This window comes from Xanthocytophaga flava (assembly GCF_030068545.1).
In the GTDB taxonomy this organism is placed as follows: Bacteria; Bacteroidota; Bacteroidia; order Cytophagales; family 172606-1; genus Xanthocytophaga; species Xanthocytophaga flava.
Window position 1 is genome coordinate 138,632 of sequence record NZ_JASJOR010000014.1, and the last position, 20,271, is coordinate 158,902.

At 40.2% G+C, this 20,271-nt stretch carries 17 protein-coding genes; 7 read left to right on the top strand and 10 right to left on the bottom strand.

What is annotated here, in order from left to right:
- Window positions 1–94: 94 nt before the first annotated feature.
- Both QNI15_RS20715 and QNI15_RS20720 read right to left on the bottom strand, forming a co-directional pair.
- Window positions 95–364, bottom strand: a complete 270-nt coding sequence (locus QNI15_RS20715) for a GlsB/YeaQ/YmgE family stress response membrane protein (protein WP_314033303.1) — start codon at window positions 362–364, stop codon at window positions 95–97.
- A gap of 629 nt (window positions 365–993) precedes the next feature.
- Window positions 994–1,482, bottom strand: a complete 489-nt coding sequence (locus tag QNI15_RS20720) for a hypothetical protein (RefSeq protein ID WP_314033304.1) — start codon at window positions 1,480–1,482, stop codon at window positions 994–996.
- Window positions 1,483–1,677: 195 nt separating this feature from the next.
- Between QNI15_RS20720 and QNI15_RS20725 the strand changes: the two genes are divergently transcribed.
- The gene (locus QNI15_RS20725; protein ID WP_314033305.1) at window positions 1,678–1,932 is read left to right on the top strand and encodes a hypothetical protein; all 255 of its coding nucleotides are present in this window, start codon (window positions 1,678–1,680) and stop codon (window positions 1,930–1,932) included.
- Window positions 1,933–2,389: 457 nt separating this feature from the next.
- Window positions 2,390–3,097: a response regulator transcription factor gene (locus tag QNI15_RS20730; RefSeq protein ID WP_314033306.1), complete on the top strand. Its 708-nt coding sequence runs from the start codon at window positions 2,390–2,392 to the stop codon at window positions 3,095–3,097.
- A 76-nt stretch (window positions 3,098–3,173) separates the two neighbouring features.
- Here the strand turns inward: QNI15_RS20730 and QNI15_RS20735 are convergent, their stop codons facing one another.
- Window positions 3,174–3,521, bottom strand: coding sequence for a hypothetical protein (locus tag QNI15_RS20735; protein ID WP_314033307.1), 348 nt, complete (start codon window positions 3,519–3,521; stop codon window positions 3,174–3,176).
- A 1,247-nt stretch (window positions 3,522–4,768) separates the two neighbouring features.
- On the opposite strand from QNI15_RS20735, the gene QNI15_RS20740 reads away from it, so the two are divergent.
- The 5 genes from QNI15_RS20740 to QNI15_RS20760 all read left to right on the top strand — a co-directional run bounded on the left by QNI15_RS20740 (window position 4,769) and on the right by QNI15_RS20760 (window position 12,893).
- On the top strand, window positions 4,769–5,353 hold the full coding sequence (locus tag QNI15_RS20740) for an RNA polymerase sigma-70 factor (protein ID WP_314033308.1): 585 nt from the start codon (window positions 4,769–4,771) through the stop codon (window positions 5,351–5,353).
- 250 nt (window positions 5,354–5,603) lie between these two features.
- Window positions 5,604–6,680, top strand: a complete 1,077-nt coding sequence (locus QNI15_RS20745; protein ID WP_314033309.1) for a FecR family protein — start codon at window positions 5,604–5,606, stop codon at window positions 6,678–6,680.
- 301 nt (window positions 6,681–6,981) lie between these two features.
- Window positions 6,982–10,428 carry a SusC/RagA family TonB-linked outer membrane protein gene (locus QNI15_RS20750; protein WP_314033310.1) on the top strand — a complete coding sequence of 1,149 codons (3,447 nt, stop codon included), beginning with the start codon at window positions 6,982–6,984 and terminating at the stop codon, window positions 10,426–10,428.
- Window positions 10,429–10,525: 97 nt separating this feature from the next.
- A complete protein-coding gene (locus QNI15_RS20755) occupies window positions 10,526–11,953 on the top strand; it encodes a RagB/SusD family nutrient uptake outer membrane protein (protein ID WP_314033311.1) in 1,428 nt (475 codons plus the stop codon).
- A gap of 40 nt (window positions 11,954–11,993) precedes the next feature.
- Window positions 11,994–12,893, top strand: a complete 900-nt coding sequence (locus QNI15_RS20760) for a glycerophosphodiester phosphodiesterase family protein (RefSeq protein WP_314033312.1) — start codon at window positions 11,994–11,996, stop codon at window positions 12,891–12,893.
- A 533-nt stretch (window positions 12,894–13,426) separates the two neighbouring features.
- On the opposite strand, the gene QNI15_RS20765 is transcribed toward QNI15_RS20760, so the two are convergent.
- From QNI15_RS20765 to QNI15_RS20795, 7 genes are all read right to left on the bottom strand, one after another.
- Window positions 13,427–13,603 (bottom strand): hypothetical protein, encoded by a 177-nt coding sequence (locus QNI15_RS20765; RefSeq protein ID WP_314033313.1) that lies wholly within the window; start codon window positions 13,601–13,603, stop codon window positions 13,427–13,429.
- Window positions 13,604–14,191: 588 nt separating this feature from the next.
- Window positions 14,192–15,073 carry a phosphate ABC transporter ATP-binding protein PstB gene (pstB, locus tag QNI15_RS20770; RefSeq protein ID WP_314033314.1) on the bottom strand — a complete coding sequence of 294 codons (882 nt, stop codon included), beginning with the start codon at window positions 15,071–15,073 and terminating at the stop codon, window positions 14,192–14,194.
- Between the two features lie 58 nt (window positions 15,074–15,131).
- Window positions 15,132–16,013, bottom strand: coding sequence for a phosphate ABC transporter permease PstA (gene pstA, locus QNI15_RS20775; RefSeq protein ID WP_314033315.1), 882 nt, complete (start codon window positions 16,011–16,013; stop codon window positions 15,132–15,134).
- An 8-nt stretch (window positions 16,014–16,021) separates the two neighbouring features.
- Window positions 16,022–16,909 (bottom strand): phosphate ABC transporter permease subunit PstC, encoded by an 888-nt coding sequence (pstC, locus tag QNI15_RS20780; protein ID WP_314033316.1) that lies wholly within the window; start codon window positions 16,907–16,909, stop codon window positions 16,022–16,024.
- A complete protein-coding gene (locus tag QNI15_RS20785; protein ID WP_314033371.1) occupies window positions 16,884–17,882 on the bottom strand; it encodes a PstS family phosphate ABC transporter substrate-binding protein in 999 nt (332 codons plus the stop codon). The genes pstC and QNI15_RS20785 overlap by 26 nt, the downstream gene beginning before the upstream one ends.
- A 659-nt stretch (window positions 17,883–18,541) precedes the next feature.
- Window positions 18,542–19,561, bottom strand: coding sequence for a tyrosine-protein phosphatase (locus QNI15_RS20790; protein WP_314033317.1), 1,020 nt, complete (start codon window positions 19,559–19,561; stop codon window positions 18,542–18,544).
- A gap of 58 nt (window positions 19,562–19,619) precedes the next feature.
- Window positions 19,620–20,036 carry a hypothetical protein gene (locus QNI15_RS20795; protein ID WP_314033318.1) on the bottom strand — a complete coding sequence of 139 codons (417 nt, stop codon included), beginning with the start codon at window positions 20,034–20,036 and terminating at the stop codon, window positions 19,620–19,622.
- Window positions 20,037–20,271: the final 235 nt, after the last annotated feature.

Genomic DNA, 20,271 nt, shown 5'->3' on the forward strand with positions numbered 1-20,271 from the left:
GTAAATTGACTTTCCTGAATTAACATCAAATGTATAAAACAAACAAGTCACTGAGTATATACTCAGTGACTTGTTTGTTAAAAAGTATGTTTGTTTAAATTCTGGTTCGACTACGTGGTCGGGCTACCATTGCATAAATCCAAAGTAATACTAACGAGCCTCCAATGGCGATGAGCAGACTTCTGAAATTGAAGCCATCTACACTTCCCCAGCCAATGGCAGAAGCGACAAAACCACCGATAACGGCTCCTACAATACCTAATAGAATAGTAGTAAGCCAATTGTTTGATTGGTCACCTGGCATAATCAGTTTTGCCAAGGCACCAGCTATAAGTCCGAAGATAATCCAGGTTAAAAGTCCCATAGTTGTACTATTTTAAATCGTAAGTAAACGTTTGTTAGTTAAAACTATACCATCATACAAAAAGAACTATGCCAGCTTTAAGTAGAACTAAGTTCGGTTGTGCTACTATCAAAAAAAAGGTATACACCTTATCTCTGTTAATTAGAATTGCTGGACAACTTGGTGATCAACTATCTCAATTTATGTTTCCTGCTGGCTGAAGCAATCAAACCTTCTATCGATTTCTTTAGAATGGATCTGTTAGACAGAGTGGTATATCAAACCAGTCAAAACTCTGGTAAGGGAGAAGTAAAGTTAACCTGTCTAGTATGAGCAAAGGTATCTATCTGATCACTCTTCAGACAAAGGGACGTGTTGTTACTCAAGCCGGATAGTTAAACAATAAGGGCTACTTTAGGAGGGAATATTTATTTGTGTCTATCTTGTTTAAGTAGTTAAGTATTGGGGAGTCAAAATTGAGAGCATATGGTTTGGCTATAAAAGTTTTTTTAGACAGGCCTGGATTAGACAGACATAAAAATGATACTAAACAGCAAAGCCGATCTTCAACAGGCCGGCTTTGATTGTAATTGTATTTATATATGATGAGTGTCCTATCAGAACGTATGTACTGGCAAACAGAGAAGATACTAATCTTTCTGAGTTGAGGAACTCACGGTTTTCTGTGGAGCAACAGTAGACTCAGATGCTTTTTTAGACGAAATGTCTTTAGTTTTGGTAGCTACTTTACTTGTTGCTGCTTCTTTGCTTTTTACACTGTTTTTGTTTTTAGCTTTAGACTGAACAGGAGTAGCTTTACCTGTTGCTTCAGCAGCTGCAGGTATATCTTTCACTATAGGTACAGCAGGCTCATCTGTGTTCTTTACCTGTTCTTTCTTTTTGGTTTCTACTTTTTTGGTAGCTTCTTTCTTAAATAATTGCTTACGGGCAGCTTTGCCTGCTTTCTTGATAAGTTTTTTAAGTTTTAATCCTTTGGGCAGCTCAGTTTTGCCTTTCTCATTTGTTTTTGTGTTTGTCTGCAACACCTGTAGAATTTGGGTGGTGATCTGAGAGAGGAGGAGTTTTTTTAGGGAAGTCTTAGGCGCAGCCTTTTTCTCTCCCTTCTTGGTCTTACTCATAAGAAGTTGGTTTTGAGATAGATTATTTTAATGGAACGGAGATCAAAGATAATCCAACTATTTTTATTTGATAATATTTTACTAATATTTTTTTAACAATTTGATAACATAAGTATGTTTTTACTCTTTTTAGGCATAGTATTTTTTTCTTTTTCCTAAGATGATTAACAATTTAATAATATAAAGCATAGGAAAATGGCAAAGAAAAAGAAGAACAAAAAAAAGAGTAGTTTGTGGAAAAGTGTTAAGCCTTTTGTGAAGGATAACCAAACTATGCTCACCTTGTTAGGGGCAGTCGGAGCTGGCGCAGCATTAACTTCCTTTATTGGTTCTGAAAAAGTGCGCGAATGGATTGGGCAGGCTTCAGAGGCATTAAGCAAAGAAAGCAAACGAATTCAGGGAAGTTTTAACCAGGATTCCTCTTCAAAAGTAAAGCCTGTTACAGGATAACATAGTATGTAGTCGAGGGTCAAAACATTTTGAACTAGTGCTTTTAAATAGTGCGAGGTAGATATAATAGAAAAGGAACAAACCTCCTTAGATTCCACAAACTTCTTTCTACTATGGCTTACTTACACAGCCTTTAGGTTGTAGCAATAGCATAGTTAGATGTAGTATAGTATAATTAGATGTAATATCTACAATTTACAGTAAGAGTATAAGAGACACCTGATTAATTTAATCGGGTGTTTTATTTTGTTTACATTGTGCCAGCTTCTTGGTAAGTCCCTACTAATTACTACATGTTAACTACATACATACGCGACTATATCTTGAAATGTGTATTTACCTTCTATACTAAAGTTCGCAAAGAGTCCAGGCTACCAGAAACGAATCTGAAGAATCTTGCTAAATTTGTTCTAAATACCTATCACTTCACCTCCTTTACATAGATCCCTTTACGTATATGAATCATCCTATCATTATACAGAAAGGGTACAAGGTACTCGTCGTAGATGACAATGAAGATATTGTAGAACTGCTGGAGTACACCTTAAGTAAGGAAGGTTACCAGGTCAAAACTAGTCGGGATGGGAAAAATGCACTACAACTGGCTCAAACTTTTCTACCAGACATAATCCTGCTTGATATTTCTATGCCTGTGATGGATGGAATTGAAGCTGGACGCCTTTTAAAACAGATAGCTGCGTTAAAACATACATTTATTGTCTATCTGACAGCCCGAGTGGAAGAGTATGCCGAAGTAGCTGCTTTTGATATAGGGGCACATGATTATATTAGTAAGCCAATCCGACCCCGTGCACTGGTCAGCCGTCTGAAATCCTTATTTCGTCAGCAGCATAAACAGGTTAAGACAAGTGATGAGTTACATATAGCGGATTTGAAAATTAATCGTATTAGCTATACTATTACTTACCAGAATAAGATCTTACAATTACCCAAAAAAGAGTTTGAATTATTGTACTTTTTGGCTAAACATCAAGGGAATACATTTAGTCGTGATCAACTGCTAACCTATGTGTGGGGAGCCGGGGTTTATATTACACCCCGTACAGTAGATGTTCACATTCGTAAAATCCGGGAGCAAATTGGAGTAGATTACATTAAAACCCTAAAAGGAGTAGGGTATAGATTTGATCCTGAATCTGACTAACATGTATCTGACTAACATGTATCTGACTAACATGTATCCCATCACTGCTCTTTACAAGCTGTACATTCTGTTTCTCCTAAATCCGTGTATTTGACCTGATAGAACGATAAAAAGCCAGTATATGCATAGCTAATAAAAGCAGAAAAAGCGGGAAATAAATCCATTCAGCAACTGAAAATCTGACGACAAGTATCAATAACAGGCCAAAAAAGCTGCCTAGAAACAAGAGTATAGTAACTATTCTCATCCCTATACCTGTAAGAAAATTCTTTACATAGAAGATAACCACATTCAGACAGAGAATTGCACCTATTATACCATCTGGTACTAACTTACCCGTAGGAGAACTTAGTAAGAAAATGCCTGTAATGACTAGAAATATACTCCATAAACTCAGAATAACAGCTATGAACATTGGTCGCATATAATGACTGCTTGTAATTTTTTTCAAATGGGGTTCAAAACTAGAAGCTATTTTACAAAGACAGTAAGTCTCAGTTTTATTAAACTATGAAGTTTGTGTCGCTTACGAAAAGAAATCGTAACAGAGAATATGTGATTTCTAAACAGTGAGAAAATACAGTCTGTGAGTGTTGAAGTTTTCCACTAACAAGATAAAACTCTGATAATTTTATTTAAAAACTAGGTAATACTTGCCACAGATTGAAAAAAGTTGTGATTTTCCCATTCGATATAATATGCTTCAGTAGAATACTCTCAGGTAGGTATAGATCAGTTCTACTATTTTCCCTGTAACAAAGGTCAAAAGCAATTGGCTGAAAAAAGTTTAGCTAGTTGAAGATTCTTAAAAAGGAAGCTTTGGTTCAATTAGACAGGCTGCTGCAAATGAGAATTTACATTTTGATAAAACTGGAAGCTCTCATTTGTAGAGGATAACTTGTACTTTTAAGCTTTTGTATGAATGTGCTCTGGTGAATGTTTTCTGATGAGAAAGTTATTTTTCAATCTACTTATGGGACTGTGGAGTGTTATCTCTCTTTTGTATGGTTGTACTTTTTGTGGTCTTTTAATCACGGAAATCAGAGAAGCCACAAAACACATTTATGAAGGTGAAAGCATACATTTTCCAGATCAACTCACCTTAATGCCTCTTTTAATGGTTTTAGGTATTGTTCTGCTACTAAATCAGATTTTGTTTTATATTATGATTCTTAAAAGATCTTATTTTACAAAATCACAATTTCTCCATGTGAGTAATGTCGTTTTGTTTCTACTGGTAATTGGTCTGGTAATTGGGATACCTATATATATTCACGAACCGATTCCTGCTATAGGTGCGAGTATACTTTTCGGATATCTGTTCATTCATATAAGTATACTCGTAAAGTGTGTTCGCAAACAGAATTATTCCTTTATTAACAGATAATAGTATCTGTTAATAAAAACAAGGTCAACTTCCATTTGAAATTGTTCTTCTTTACTAGGCTGATTACACTATCGGTTATCTGTACAATATAAATACTATAACCATTCACGAAAGGTCTAGTGCAAATTGTATACAAGCCTGTGTTATAGTAAGGATAACATCCAGGAGAGGAATAGGTAAAAAAAAGCAATATGTAAATTTAACATTGTCTTAATCAGCGATTGTTCCTGTTCCGCTATTTTTGCTGTTGAATTTATCATTTACATGTCCCAGCTTACATCTTAATGGACGCTCCTTTTCCAGAAGACGATCAACTACTTGCTTTGCTGAAAGCCAGCGATAGGCATGTATTTAATCTGATCTACAAAAAATACTGGAAAAAGTTTTACCGGATTGCTCTCTACCATGTAAAGTCTTCAGAAGTTGCCAAAGACATTATTCAGGATTTATTTACCAGTTTATGGGTAAGACGTGAAGATCTAACGATTACAAAAGGGCTCGATGGATATCTGTCATCTGCACTCAAGTATCAAATTTTAAATTACATCCGTAACCAGTCGCTTCATCAAAGTCACCATACGCTTATTCTGAAGCAGAGTTCTGCATTATCCCATAGCACAGAAGAACAGATTCACTTTCAGCAAGTAACAGATGCTGTTCAGGATCAGATACAAAAGCTGCCTGAAAGATCCCGGGAGGTATTTGAGCTTAGCCGCAATGAAGGACGCTCACTAAAGGAAATCGCCCAACTGCTTCAGATTTCGCCCAAAACAGTAGAAGTGCATATGTCCAAAGCCTTGCGATTATTACGGATCGGACTGCGCGAGTTTTTATATGTTTTCGTTTTTATCAGCATAGGTGGTTTTTAAGCATTAATGTATGCGGTTAGTATTCAGCCTCAAGTTTCAATATTGTCTGTCTTTTTTCTGTACCTAAGTATAACTTCTTCCTTTATCCATACAAATCTTTGTTCTTATCGCTATTCATATCCTGGCTGATATCTCATTAGTTAATCCATCTTAGTTAATCCTATCTGAAAAAAGTAAAAAAATTATTCAACACAGTAAGGGATCAGGGTAAGTTGTGTGACTTATAGTATGAAACACTACTATATATTCCTTGAATACCGAACGAGTCCAGCATTTAATCGACAAGTACCTGTCTAATACAGCAACTGAAGACGAAATTCGTCAGCTTGAGCAGTGGTATTATGCCTATGAATCCAAAATGGACAAGCCTGCTCCCAATCAGTCTGGGGATAGTCACATCAGGGATCAGGAAATACTCCTTACAAATGAAATGCCGATTGACAATGAAATACACCTAGACAATGAAATACACCTGGAAACCGAAATCTGGGAAAACATTCAGGCAAAGGTAGAAAGTGTAGAGCGACCAAAACGTCAAACTTCATTTCCTCATGTCTGGATCAGAAATAGCTTGCTCCTAAATAATCCGGTCAACCGTTGGCAAATGGCTGCCGCTATTTTGTTGATTCTTTGTTTTAGTGGTATTGCCCTGTACTGGTTACAGAAGCCTGAGGCAATTGTGTATACACAGATTTATAATCCGGCGGGTAAAAGAACAGTGGTGAGTTTACCGGATGGATCCAAAGTGTATCTGAATGCGGCTAGTTTACTTCGGTATCCGGCTCAATTTACAGGAAGAACACGGGAAGTCTATCTGGAAGGGGAAGCCTTTTTTGAGGTAATGAAAAACCCGGATAAGCCCTTTTTGGTACAGAGTGGCCAGCTTCAGACTAAAGTACTTGGAACGGGTTTTAATGTAAAAGCCTATCCAAATGAAGAGAAAACAGAAGTAGCTGTCATTCACGGAAAAGTACGTGTGACCAATGCCACCTCACAGGTTTTTCTGAATGCTCATCAAAAAGCAGTCTATCATCATAAAACAGACAAATTAAGCCAGGAGGCTTTTCAGGATTTACAGGCTTACCAGGGATGGATTACCGGGCAACTGGTGTTTGAAAAGACTTCTGTAGGTGAGATAGTGGCTACGTTGAACAGGCATTATAATGTCTCGATTGAATTAAGTAATGCTCAGATGAATCAGTGTGTTTTAAAGGCTCGGTTTGATAATAAGCCTCTTTCAGAGGTACTGACGGTTTTATGTACCTATCTGGGAGCCCGGTATAAACAAACTGGAAGGAAAATTACGATTCATGGCAATGGCTGTTAGACCTTATAAACTGTTAAACTATAAATGCGTAACCTGTCAATTATTTGGTAAAGCATCAAAGCAGAATAACGAACAATCCTTATGTGTAACTAAACTATATGTACTTAAACTATGTGTAACCAAACCCCGCTGTATCATGTATGAAATAATAAGCTACCAAATTCTTGCATAAAAAAACCGAAAGTGCTACCAACACTTCCGGTTTGATTCTTCCCCGGCTTTCGCTACCAACGAAATCAATGAGTATTCACTCATTGTGGGGCCTTATTGTCTTTAATCACCATTAAAAACGTTCAAAATTATGAAAAAAAATGGACATAGGATACCTGTTGCCCTACTAAAATTTATGAGATACAGCATGCTGATAGGCTTGTTTTTGCGTGTATTCGCCCTGGTGGGATATGCCGAAAATGCCTATACTCAAAACAACCTTCTCAACCAGTCGCTGACGGTAGAGTTCCACGATGTGACATTACGTGATGCACTCAATCAGATAGAAAAAAAGCTAAACTGTGCCTTTATCTGTGATGAAAGCCTGGTTCCGATGCAGGAAAAAATTTCGTTCAAAGGAACAGATCAGAAGCTAAGTCAGGTACTAAGCAAAATTCTGTCGGCCTATCCGGTCGTGTATCAGCAATCGGATAACTTCATCCTGATCAAAGAGAAATCAACTGCTCCTCAACAGTCACAGGGAACAGTCTCGGGCATTGTCACCGATTCGCAAACAGGTGCTCCTATGGCTGGTGTGAGTGTAAGTCTGAAAGGCACTACACAGGGAACAGTTACAGATGCAAACGGTGCCTATTCTCTCACTGTTGTCAATGAAGATGCTATACTGGTATTTTCCTTTATAGGCTATATCCCACAAGAGGTGAAGGTGGGGACACAGACAAAAGTGAGCATAGGTCTGATAGCCTCTGTGGAATCATTGAATCAGGTAGTAGTGGTAGGGTATGGAGCTCAGCAGAAAAAATATGTTACCGGAGCGATTTCTCAGGTAAAGTCAGAAGAACTCAACCGCTATGCGGGCAGTAGTTTTGCTCAGCAACTATCGGGAAAGGCGGCAGGGGTAATTATCAACGATGCTTCCGCTCAGCCGGGAACAGATCCACAGATTGTCATCAGAGGAATTGGAACACTGACAGCTGGCAGAGCTCCTCTGATTGTAGTGGATGGATTTCCCTTATCCGAAGGAACTTCGTTTAACTCCATTAATCCAGCCGATATTGAATCGGTAGATGTATTGAAAGATCCTGCTTCCGCGGCTATTTATGGTTCACGGGCTGCCAATGGGGTAATCCTGATTACAACCAAAAAAGGCAAAAATGAAAAGGTAACCGTATCTTTTGATGCTTATTATGGTTTTCAGCAGCATGCTGACCGGGTCAAATATGCCGATGCCTATCAGGCTGCCGAGTATTTTACAGAAGCCAGAGACTGGGGATACGTTTCCAAAAATCCTGCAAACAGAAGTATAGACGATGACCGGGCTACGCGACTTTCCAAAGGGGCCAGTTTACGGGAGCTCAGACTCAATTACCTACAACCGTATCTGGATAAACAGCCTGGCCTTACCAATACCAACTGGACAGATGAGTTGTTTCGTGCTGCTCCTATCAGTAGTTATAATCTGGCTATTGCAGGAGGTTCTGCAAAATCAAATTACTATGTCTCTGCCAACTATTTTAACCAGCAGGGTATTGTGATTAATAATGGATTACAACGATTCAGCTCTACGATCAAAGTCGATTCTAAGCTATCAGACAGATTTGATTTTGGCATCATAGCCAATCCGTCGTATACCGTGCAAAACTACTTTGATAACAATACCGATTTTTCCAATGATCCCATAGCAGGCATGCTGATTATGTATCCGTTTTTCAGTCCCTATAAACCCGATGGTACACTAGCTATCAGCAATCAGATTATTGCCAACACACCTGAAGATGGGGCCTTGGGAGAGAGCGTTGTAGCTCTGGCAAAAAAGATAAAAAACAAACGCAACAACTTCCGTACCTTTGGCAATACGTATTTATCCGCCAGACTGCCTGGTGGACTTACGTTTAAAACCCTGCTTGGCGCTGACTACAGAAGCGGTCTCTATGATTTTTTCAATCCTTCCGATGTAGGACAATACAGAGGCGCAGCTCCCAAACCAGCCATTGCCAGAGAGACAGATGGTTCGGCGATCAACTATCTGTGGGAGAATACACTTACCTATGCAAAGGCATTGGGCAATCATGATATAAACGTACTGGCAGGATATACTTTTCAGAAAGAATCTGCCGCTACCACAGAAATAACCGGTTCGGGTATAGCCGACAATACACTGGACAATATTGCAGGCGCGAGTGCATTTACAGCTACAGCTAACCGATACAAATGGGTGCAGATTTCCTACCTATCCCGGATTCAGTATTCGTTTCTGGACAGGTACCTGCTTTCATTAACTATGAGAAGAGATGGCTCCTCCCGTTTTGGTAAAAATACCAAGTGGGGTAACTTTCCATCCATTACCGCTGGCTGGATACTGAGCCAGGAAGGTTTCTATCCATTTTCAGATGTGCTGACCTTTGCCAAACTCAGAGCTACCTGGGGACAGTCTGGTAACAACCAGATAGGATCGTATAGCTCGAAAGCCTTGGTATCCTCTTCCAATTATGTATTTGGCAGTACGTTAGGTTCCGGATTTGCTGCCACAACAACGCCCAATGATCACTTATCTTGGGAAACCAAAACATCCTCTACCGTTGGGTTGGATGTAAGCTTATGGAACAAGCTGAATCTAACCATTGATTACTACTCATCTATTACAAAAGACCTGCTACTGGATGTACCTATTCCAGAGCAGTCTGGTTTTAGTTCGTCTATCCAAAATATCGGAAAGGTAAAAAACAGCGGGCTGGAACTGGAGATCTCTGCTGCAAAAATTACGCTGGGACCACTGCAATGGCAGGTTAGCGCCAATATTGCGACTAATAAAAACAAGGTACTGGCCCTGGCGCCCGGACAGAAACAAATCATCAAAGGATCAGAAAGTAATTTTGTCACAAAGGTTGGTGGTCCAATTGCCGAGTTGTATGGCTATACAATTACAGGTGTATACAAGACTCAGGAGGAGATCAATACTACACCCCATCTTTCCGGAACCCTGACAGGTGACTACAAAATAGAAGACAGAAACAAAGATGGTGTGATTAACACAGATGATCAGCGTGGATTTGGTACGTATATGCCTAAGATTACCTATGGCCTGAGCAGTAACCTAACCTATAAGAACCTTGAGCTTAATTTTTCGCTGGCAGGGGTTGAGGGAAGAAAAACCTATGAACGATCACTGGCGCTGCAATCCGAATCGGGTGAGGGGTTTGGTGTTCCAGATGCTTATTATTTTGCGCATCGTTACCATCCGACAGAAAATCCGGACGGCTTTTTAGCCCAACCCAACATGGGCAACTTCTCCGCTGCCCGAAAGTTATCCCGTGCCTCTAATTTGTTTTTTCAGGATGGTGACTTTCTACGGTTACGAAATATACAGTTAGCCTATACTGTGCCCAAACCCCTTGCCTCTAAACTCAGACTAACCAATGCGCGGGTGTATGTTGCAGCCAATAACCTGTTTACACTCACTAAATTCCGTGGATACAATCTGGAGGCCACTTCGTCTGATGTACTTACATCCGGACTATCTTATACCAATTATCCTATTGCCAAATCCTACATTCTGGGTATTAATCTGTCTTTCTGATTTTAGCCATGACCAATCTATCCATACATGGGCAGTATGCTATTCTAACTGGAAACAGTATGCTATTCTGTCTTCACTTTAAAACTGTAATAAAACCATGAAATATATATCAATGCTCGTCCCATTTAAAATATATATATATCTGCTTACCGGAGCTTTGCTTGTGCTGGGCTCGTGTACCAACCAGCTTTTCCAGGACCCGATTACATCCAAAGATCTGAGTGTATTTCTGAGCAACGAAACCGAGGTAGAAGAATATGTTAACGCTGTGTATGCCAACCTTCAGTTCAATGGGTTATATGGACTGTATCTGCCTGCTTTTGGAGAGATTCCTTCTGACAACACTTACGATGAAGTGCCTGCCAATGATGACGGGATGTATGGACAACTCGATGAGTTTACAACTATTCCCGCCAATGGAATTGTAACGGCAACCTGGCGGGATTCCTATCAGGGTATTCAAAAAGCCAATGTTGTACTTAGCCGCATTGATGCTATACCCTATCAGGATGAAAAGGTAAAGCAGGCTCGCAAAGGAGAAATGAGATTCATCCGGGCATTGCTGTACTTTAACCTGGTACGGTTGTATGGTGATGTGCCTCTGGTAACAGGGCAGACCACTAATCCTAATGCCTATTTTGGTCAGGGTCGTACAGCAGCTGACAAAGTGTATGAGCAGATTATCCAGGATTTGACACAGGCGATAGAAACGCTTCCTGCCACTTCCTCTCAGCCTGGACGGGTAAGCAAAACAGCAGCCCAGTCACTATTGGGAAAGGTCTATCTGACCCAAAAACAGTATTCACTGGCAGAAAGTCAGCTGATGGCTGTTGTCACTTCTGGCCAGCATCTGTTGATGACAACACCTGCAGAGGTATTTAGCCTTTCGAATGAAAACAATAAAGAAATCATTTTTGCCGTGCAGTTTGCTTCCGGAATCAACGGGAATACAGAAGGAAGTACGATGTTTCAGCAGTTTAGTCCATCCGGAACCCAGACAGGTGCCAAAGGGCATAATCTGCCTACCAAAAGTTTATATACCCTCTACCAACAGAGTGACCTGCGTAAAGACACCTATGTCAAACTTACCTCCTCAGGAATACCTTTCAATGGCAAGCTAACCAAGCCATCGAACCTGATTACAGATGGAGGTAGTGATGTGGTGGTGTTACGTTATGCAGACGTATTGCTGATGCTGGCAGAAGTGGAAAATGAACTGGAGAAAACAACCGAGGCAGCTACTTATCTGAATCAGGTTCGTCAGCGGGCCAATCTGTTACCATCAGAAGCAGCTTCGCTATCGGATCTGCGTGAAGCCATAGACCTGGAGCGGAGGCTGGAACTGGTAGGAGAGGGGCATCGCTGGTTTGACTTGCTTCGAACTGACAGGGCTGTCGAGGTGATGAATAGCTGGTTTAAAGCCAACAACAAGTCTGTTACCATAGATACTCATCATCTGCTTATGCCTGTTCCTCAGTCACAGGTTAATACAGATCCCGCTATCAAACAAAACACTGGATACTAACGACCATACATTATCAAATAGCTTTTATCAGAATCAGATCATGAAGCAAATCCTATATTCAATAATACTGTTTCTTATTATTGTTCCGTCTTGGGCACAACAAAGAGAAGTTGATTCCATTATTAAAGAGTTTAAAAATCCCACAGGCAAACAAGTTTTGGTAGCAGCCCATCGGGGTGACTGGCGCAATGCTCCTGAAAACTCACTGGCCGCGATCCGGTTGGCTATTGAAATGGGAGTGGATATAGTAGAAATAGATGTGCAACGAACCAAAGACGGCCATCTGGTGCTGATGCATGATCAGACCATTGACCGTACCACTGATGGAAAAGGTCATGTAATGGACATGACGCTGGATTCCTTGCGTAAACTACACCTGCGCAATGGACTGGGACGTGTGACTTATCACCAGATACCAACGCTGGAAGAAGCTTTGCAGGTTGCCAAAGGTAAGGTAATGCTCAATCTGGATAAGTGTTATGAATTTATTAACGATGCCTATCCCATACTGGAACGTACCGGAACTATAGATCATGTAATCTTTAAAGGATACTATCTGAGTGCTGATCAGGTAAAAAAAGAAAACGGAGTACTTCTGGATAAATTATTTTATATGGCAATGGTGAAGCTCGATGATCCGAATGCCCGCAAAGTCATTGATGATTTTCAATCTCAGTTAAAACCTGTAGCGTTTGAGTTATCTTTTACGCGTGATACCTCGTCTTTATTTTCCTATTTTACTACGATGAAAAAGCGGGGGTCAAGAATATGGATTAACTCCTTATGGGCTAGTCTGAATGGAGGGCATGATGATGACCGTTCCGAGACAGATCTGAAAGGTAGTTATGAATGGTTAATTGAAAAAGGTGCTAATGTGATTCAAACCGATCGTCCTAAGGAGCTGCTCAGTTTTTTAAGGGCACGCAAACTGCATCGGTAAGTGAAACTGGAACAAGAATTACAACGCTGATTGATTTAGATCAACCCATGTCAGATTGAATAATCTAATTTTGTTCCAAGTCCTTGTAAAAATTGGAAGATATAAAACATTAAAGCCGATCCAGGTACAGATCGGCTTTAGTGTTTTAGACATAGACTTATTACTACCATACCATCGGCTACTAACTTACCCGTGGAAGAGGATACGTAGAAACTGTCAGTAATGACCAGAAACACACTCCACAGGTCGACACTCACCACTATAAATATTGTTCGCATAAGATTGATACATTGAAACAGATTCAAAAGTAGCTTCTATTTTACAGATGTGTTTTTACAGATGTGTTTGATCTATGGTAGCATCATACTATAGACACTTAGTTAATCATACTAGCATATTGTACTAACAAAACAGATATGAGACTTTGTAACAATCCCGCCTTGTACTATGCCGACTTTTTTACTTTACTGTTACCTTCTGTAGTTTACCAGTAACCTTAGATGGTATTCTACATAGGCTTTATTATATCTGTGTTAAGACTTGCCAGAGGTGTTTTCTGATCGTTTTCCTGTGATTAACTTGGCAGTGAAGATAGACTCTGTATGGTCAATCACTACAGTCAGGCGACCTTGTTGCATATACTGTGTATAGGAAAGCTTTGAATCATACAAAGCCGACATTCTGTAATGGAGCTTGTATGCTTTTTCCATTTTTTTCTATTTTTTTAGTCTATCATTCGTATAGTTATTTTTTGGGGTCCTTACTAAGCAGACCAACTACTGTGTAGTTCGCTTGCTTTACACATTTGGATGATTCTGGTACAATCACACAACTTACTCCATGCAGGCGGGTTATCCTATAACCTGCCTGTTTTTTATCGGACGATTACCATTTGTATAGATAAAATATAGTTCTATTATATCTGTGTTAAGCTTTAGTAGAGGGGGTTAAAATGTTCTGTCTTCTATCTACTTTAGTATACAACCTTTATATGTTACGTCCTTCATAAGGAGTAAGCAGACAGGCTGTTTTATGGTTTGTTTGCTTTTAGTATACGATTACGCATAATTCCTCCAGCAGGCATGTTATTCTATAGCGTGCCTGCTTTTTGAAGCAAATCCCATTAAGTGTACACAGATGCATTTATGTGCAGATTAACCTATAAGCAGATGTTGGATGGTTATGTCACAAAAACTAGTTAGGCAAGTTTTCCAGCAATATATAAGGTTGGGTATACTTGATCGCTTCTGTAAAGCAAGCAGTTTAGACACCTTATAAATCATTACATTTTATCCCCTTTATCCGAACTTTCCATTGACATAGTGCTGAGTCTTGTCATTTTTGGGGCTGTAAAAGAGTTGTTCTGTATCTTGAAACTCGACCAGTTCACCCATATAAAAGAAGGCCGTTTCATCGCTGATCCGCATAGCCTGCTGCATATTGTGGGTAACCACAATGATAGTATAGGATTGCTTAAGCTCTTTTACCATCTGCTCAATTGTTTCCGTAGCAATCGGGTCCAAGGCAGAGGTAGGTTCATCCATAAGCAATACAGCTGGCTCAATGGCTAAGGCTCTGGCAATACAGAGGCGTTGTTGTTGCCCACCCGAGAGGGCCAATGCAGATTTATGTAAACTATCTTTTACCTCCCCCCATAACCCTGCCTGTATGAGTGATCGTTCCACAATTTGGTTGATGTCATTTCTTGAGAGCGAATTAGTAATCCGAAGGCCATACGCTACGTTTTCAAAGATAGATTTAGGAAAGGGATTGGGCTTTTGAAAGACCATACCTACTTTTTTGCGGAGCTGATACACATCATAGTGTTTATCATAGATATTTTGTCCTTCCAGCAATATCTGCCCTTCAATCCGTACACCATCAATCAGATCATTCATCCTGTTGAGCAGTCTGAGAAAGGTAGATTTACCACACCCGGAAGGGCCAATAAGGGCTGTAATTTTTTTGGCTGTAATCTGCATGGAAATAGCTGTAAGTGCCTGCTTTTGTCCATAGAAGAATGACAGGTTTTGTACATCGATAAAAGGCGTGGTAAGGGCTGTTTGAGAAGGGTCAGGTTGATGTACTTGCCCATACGTTTGGGTTTGTCCTTGTTTCTGAACTTTTTCAGACACATTGGCAGCAGGTTCACTGGCAGGGAACGAATGTTGACTTTGCATAGGTAAATAACGTTGTATGGTTAATTCACTTGATGGTTGAGAAACGTGGTCTCAGAACCTATAATCGTTTTTTCTGCCATCGGTTTCGCAGATAAATAGCGACTGCATTCATGGCAAATGTGATGAGTAAAAAGAGAATAATGGTTGCCGAAGCATTGACTGCAAAGGCTTTCTCCGGCCTGGAAATCCAGTTGTAAAGCTGAAGTGGTAATACCGTATAGGGATCAGACAGCGAGTGGGGCAAGGAAACAAATACCTTTGCTCCCAGTACTATTAGTGGCGCTGTTTCGCCAATTGCTCTTGACAAAGCCAAAATGATTCCAGTCAGAATGCCACCAGCAGCCTGAGGCAGCACCTGATGAAAGATTGTTTGCCACCGGGAAGCACCCAATGCATAGGAGGCTTCCCGGATGGTAGAAGGCACTGCCCGAAGCGCTTCACGTGTAGTAACGATAAGTGTAGGTAGTATCAACAGTGAAAGCGTAAGGGCCGCAGCCAGAAAACTGGCCCCCAGATGCATTAGCCGCACAAAGATCTGTAAGCCGAGAATACCATAGATGACCGAAGGTACACCTGCCAGATTAGAAAGATTGATTTCCAGAAAGGAAGCAAACCGATTATTGTTTCCATATTCTTCCAGATAGATTGCAGCAGCTATTCCTGTAGGAACAGCCAGCACACCTGTCAGCAACATCATCCATGTAGTGCCTACCAGAGCAGGTAATAATCCTGCCAGCTCTGCTTTACGGGAGGCATGACCTGTAATAAAATCCCAGCTGATACGATCAAAACCTGTTCTGAATATATCAAAAAGCAAGGTAATAAGAACACCCATTGTCAGCAAAATGCATACAATACCCAAACCTTGAAACAGCTTGTCCCAAAGTCGTTTGAGCGAGGTTTTAGTTTTCAGGGGTGAATGCAGTGTTACATTACTCATATGTATGACTATTCATATTTTTCACTAAAACGTTTGGTAATCCAATAGCTCAGACTATTGAGCAGAAAAGTAAGAACAAACAAACTCAGACCAGCAGCAAAGATGGTTTTGTATTCAATAGACCCTTGAGCAGTATCCCCTTTGCTCACTTGAACAATATACGTTGTAACGGTTTCAATAGGCACCAAAGGATTAAAGGTAAGACGAGGTTGTTGGCCAGCGGCAATGGCGACAATCATAGTCTCCCCGATAGCTCTTGAAATTGCCAGAATGATAGCTACCATAATACCTGAGTAGGCGGCAGGAAATACTACACGGGTCGATGTTTGTAATCTGGATGCACCCAGGGCTGCTGATCCCTCACGCAATGTATCGGGTACAGCCTGTAGGGCATCTTCACTTAAAGAGGCAATCAGGGGAATAATCATGATTCCCATAACTATACCTGCCGAAAGAGCATTAAAACCTGAAAGCGTAGGGATTAGCTTTTGTAACAAAGGTGTGACAAAGGTTAGCGCAAAATATCCGTAGACAACACTAGGAACAGCTGCCAGTAGTTCCAGACAGGGTTTGAGATAGCTGCGAACCGTTGAATAAGCATATTCACTCAGATAGATGGCAATAATAAGGCTGACAGGAAGGGCTGTTATAAGAGCAATTCCTGTAGTAAGTACAGTACCACTTAGCAAGGCTCTGATACCAAAGTGTTTTTGTTCAAACAAGGGGGTCCACTGTGAATCGGTAAGAAAGTCAAGAATGGATACCTGCCCGAAAAAGTCAATTGAGTCCTTAACAAGAATAGCCAGAATACCCAGAGTGGTTAAAATACTTAGTGCACCACAGACTGCCAGAAATAGCTCTATTCCTTTTTCAGTTATCTTTCGTGTGAGCTTCATGTATGGTTGGGGTAGTAAGAAGCTTTTCCAATGGTACATCTTTTCTATGATTCCGGGTAAATACAGATCCGGTTTGCCGCTGTTCGAATCTTTTCAGGGCAAGTGTATATACCTGATCTGGTAAAGGGACATACCCTACCTCCCTGACCAGTTGCGAGGCATGTTGAAGATAAAATCGCACAAAATTCGCTATTGTAGGCTGCTGCGTACGATCGTTACGTACATAGATAAATTCAGGGCGGGTAAGCGGCTGATAATATCCTGAAGCAATATTCTGGTAAGAGGGAACAACAGGCTGCGTTCCATTTTCTGGTTTTTCATCATCAATAGCTATTGCCTTTAACTTGTCCTTATTTTCTGTATAATACGCCAGTCCAAAGTAGCCGAGTGCCATCGGGTCGGTAGAAATTCCCTCTACCAGTACATTGTCGTCTTCACTGGCTGTATAGTCTCCCCGGCTAGCCTGTTTTCTTCCTACAATCGCTTCTGTAAAGTAGTCATAGGTGCCAGAGGAAATGCCTGCTCCATACAAATGAATTTCCTGATTGGGAAACTGGGGGCGGATCTGGTTCCATCGAAGTATCTTTCCTTGTGCTTTAGGCTCCCATATTTTTTTGAGTTCGGATACCGTCAGATGGTTTACCCAGTGATTGGAAGGATGAACCACAATGACAATGCCATCCAGTGCTACAGGAAGTTCAATAAATTCAACCCCATTTTGCTGACACTGTTTTCTTTCTGTAGAGGTAATAGGCCGGGATGCATCATTGATAGTGGTTTCACCACGACAAAATTTATCAAATCCTCCTCCTGTACCACTTTCTCCAATGGCAATGGAAACATCCGGATAGTGTTTCAGAAACTCTTCCGCAACAGCTTCCGAAACAGGATATACAGTACTTGAACCATCAATCAGAATTGGCTGAGAAGAGTTACTACATGCAGACAGGAAAGTGCACAAGAACCATATCATTGTTGCCAAAGCTATATTGCTTCTCCCATTCATGCGATTGCTACCATAAGAGTGATAAAGCGGTCTTTTACTAAGGTAGAATTTTAGCTGAATAGGTGATGAGCAGATATAGTTAAGCTTTTGTTAATTTTCTATTGTAAATCAGAGCTTTACATGGTGCTAAGAGAGACTGAAGAACCTTTGGAACTATGCTTCTCGAGCCCAGGCAGATGGTTCAGAGAAATGCATGGATCAAAAGTAGGAACTTAGTACAGTATGTTGTAGAAAATAAAATCAGGCCTATCATGCAATCACAGGCCTGACCCCCTTTTAGTTATTCTAATATGTAGATTAAACACAGGTATAAGTTAGTTAGATTTTGGATACGAATTTCCTACCTACCCAAAAGGTAACAAAGAATTAATATCAGGAAGCGACTTTCTCCAGATACTTGCTGAAAAATAGACCTGATACATACTGGATAGAATATCTGAAACTAGTTAGTTTATAAGGACAGGTTTTGTACTGTCCTTATAAACTAACTAGTTTGCGGTACATAGCAACTGGATACATGCTTCAAAATATGTTCGGCTCACTACAAAGCCTGCTCTTTTCTTCGCTTTAAAAATATGTTAGATAGCCTCAAAGAGCTGAATCGTTTTTCCTCTAACACAAACCTACTAATACAAAAAACGTGATTGGAGTAAAGCTCTTTTTTCAGGAGTCAATCCAATTTCCTGTACCAGGAAAGTATCCACTGAACCATAGTGTTTTTTTATCGCATCAAAAGCTGCCAGCAGATATTCTTTTTTGGCTGCCATCATGGTTCTGGCTACCGGTTCGGCAAGTCCCTGACCTACCATTGCCTGAATGTAGCGTTCATTGCTTTCTTTTCGATAGATATTCGTGGCTTCATAGTCAGCAATGATAGTAGGCTCATCTACACCTAATGCATACAAAATCAGGGCCGCTCCTACACCTGTCCGATCTTTACCTGCTGTACAATGAAACATAAGAGCTTTATTGGTTTCCAGGCTCAGTAGCTGTTCAAAAACAGGTTTATATTTTCTTCCCAGATGATCTGTACGTGTGTAAAAAGTAGTCATCATTGAGTCGGCACTTTCTACTGTTTTAATTTTACGCATAAAATCACCTGTATTTCCAGTTATATTTTCACTGCCTGTAGGTAAGAGTATTCTTTCTGTACCTTCAGGCAAGCGATCAGGAGCACTCGCAGCCTCCTGTTCACCCCTCAGATCACATACCATCTGAATCTGTAGTGCGGATAAGGTTTTCAGATCGGAATCGGTTAGATGGCTGATATCTGCGGAACGGTACATTTTACCCCATTTTACCTGTTTGCCATCCTGGGTTAAATATCCCCCCAGATCACGAAAGTTGGCAGCACCTTGCAGCATAATCGCTCTGGGGGCTGCATACATAGACTTAGTTTTACCTGTTTCTTCTTTTAGAATAGGATGTATCGCTGCCAGTTCTACAACTTGTTCAGATGATTTCAAGGGTAAAGCTCTGGCGTTTTTCCATACATCAGGCTGAGTGTTCCAACTTATTTTACTTTTGGGATTTACCCATACATGAAAAGTATTTTCTTTTACTTGTTCTATTTTTAGACTTTGAGCATATACATTGGGTAGGCTAACAAGTAATGCCCATAAGACGATCGTATTTTTTAATTTCATAAAATAAGGCATTAGAAATAAATGATAGATTGTGTCTGTGATCTGGTGTAATGATTTATTAAAATGTTAAACCTGTTTGTATACCTGATCCAATAGCACTGGGTATTTGTGTTCCAAATCGAACCGGAATAGGTATTGCCAAAAACAGGCTGGTATATTTTCCTCTGATTAGTACTTTACTGAAAATAGTAGTAAAACCATAGCGGCCAGAGGTTTCAAATGCAAGTCGTTCCGTAAGGGTGAAACCCTTTTTGAAACGAAATAATATACCCGGATGGAAAAGGAAATGTGTTACCTGGCTTTCACTGCTGTTACTTCTTATAAAAGGCGTTATTTCAAAGCTGAATCCAATCTTTTCACTTTTTAGAATATTCACTCCGGTGGGAAAGCCAACCACATAGGTATCACTGAAATTAGTCGTTGTATGGTTTGAATAGAAAGTGACAATCGGATGAATGATACTGAAATACCCCATTATCTTTGGATAGCTTGCTGTCGTTTGATTTTCTGTTGTTTGAGCTTGTGTTTGTTATACAACTAACAGAAAGTATAAGCCAGCCAAATACTCCAGTCAGACTTTTGTTCATAGAGTGGTCTATTAGTAGAGAGGAGTTTACGTGAAAAAGAACTAAGCCTCTTATCAATTAATCTTATCCATTAAATGGAGATAGTAAAAGATTGCCACAGATACTTTTGTCGCAATCTTTTAC

Bases quoted from the DNA above. Each gene is read 5' to 3' on its own strand.
- QNI15_RS20730 (WP_314033306.1), top strand. From the start codon at position 2,390: ATGAATCATCCTATCATTATACAGAAAGGGTACAAGGTACTCGTCGTA.
- QNI15_RS20785 (WP_314033371.1), bottom strand. From the start codon at position 17,882: ATGATATGGTTCTTGTGCACTTTCCTGTCTGCATGTAGTAACTCTTCT.
- QNI15_RS20790 (WP_314033317.1), bottom strand. From the start codon at position 19,561: ATGAAATTAAAAAATACGATCGTCTTATGGGCATTACTTGTTAGCCTA.
- QNI15_RS20760 (WP_314033312.1), top strand. From the start codon at position 11,994: ATGAAGCAAATCCTATATTCAATAATACTGTTTCTTATTATTGTTCCG.
- QNI15_RS20720 (WP_314033304.1), bottom strand. From the start codon at position 1,482: ATGAGTAAGACCAAGAAGGGAGAGAAAAAGGCTGCGCCTAAGACTTCC.
- QNI15_RS20765 (WP_314033313.1), bottom strand. From the start codon at position 13,603: ATGGAAAAAGCATACAAGCTCCATTACAGAATGTCGGCTTTGTATGAT.
- QNI15_RS20755 (WP_314033311.1), top strand. From the start codon at position 10,526: ATGAAATATATATCAATGCTCGTCCCATTTAAAATATATATATATCTG.
- QNI15_RS20725 (WP_314033305.1), top strand. From the start codon at position 1,678: ATGGCAAAGAAAAAGAAGAACAAAAAAAAGAGTAGTTTGTGGAAAAGT.
- QNI15_RS20750 (WP_314033310.1), top strand. From the start codon at position 6,982: ATGAAAAAAAATGGACATAGGATACCTGTTGCCCTACTAAAATTTATG.
- QNI15_RS20740 (WP_314033308.1), top strand. From the start codon at position 4,769: ATGGACGCTCCTTTTCCAGAAGACGATCAACTACTTGCTTTGCTGAAA.
- QNI15_RS20715 (WP_314033303.1), bottom strand. From the start codon at position 364: ATGGGACTTTTAACCTGGATTATCTTCGGACTTATAGCTGGTGCCTTG.
- pstA (WP_314033315.1), bottom strand. From the start codon at position 16,013: ATGAGTAATGTAACACTGCATTCACCCCTGAAAACTAAAACCTCGCTC.
- pstC (WP_314033316.1), bottom strand. From the start codon at position 16,909: ATGAAGCTCACACGAAAGATAACTGAAAAAGGAATAGAGCTATTTCTG.
- pstB (WP_314033314.1), bottom strand. From the start codon at position 15,073: ATGCAAAGTCAACATTCGTTCCCTGCCAGTGAACCTGCTGCCAATGTG.
- QNI15_RS20735 (WP_314033307.1), bottom strand. From the start codon at position 3,521: ATGCGACCAATGTTCATAGCTGTTATTCTGAGTTTATGGAGTATATTT.
- QNI15_RS20795 (WP_314033318.1), bottom strand. From the start codon at position 20,036: ATGGGGTATTTCAGTATCATTCATCCGATTGTCACTTTCTATTCAAAC.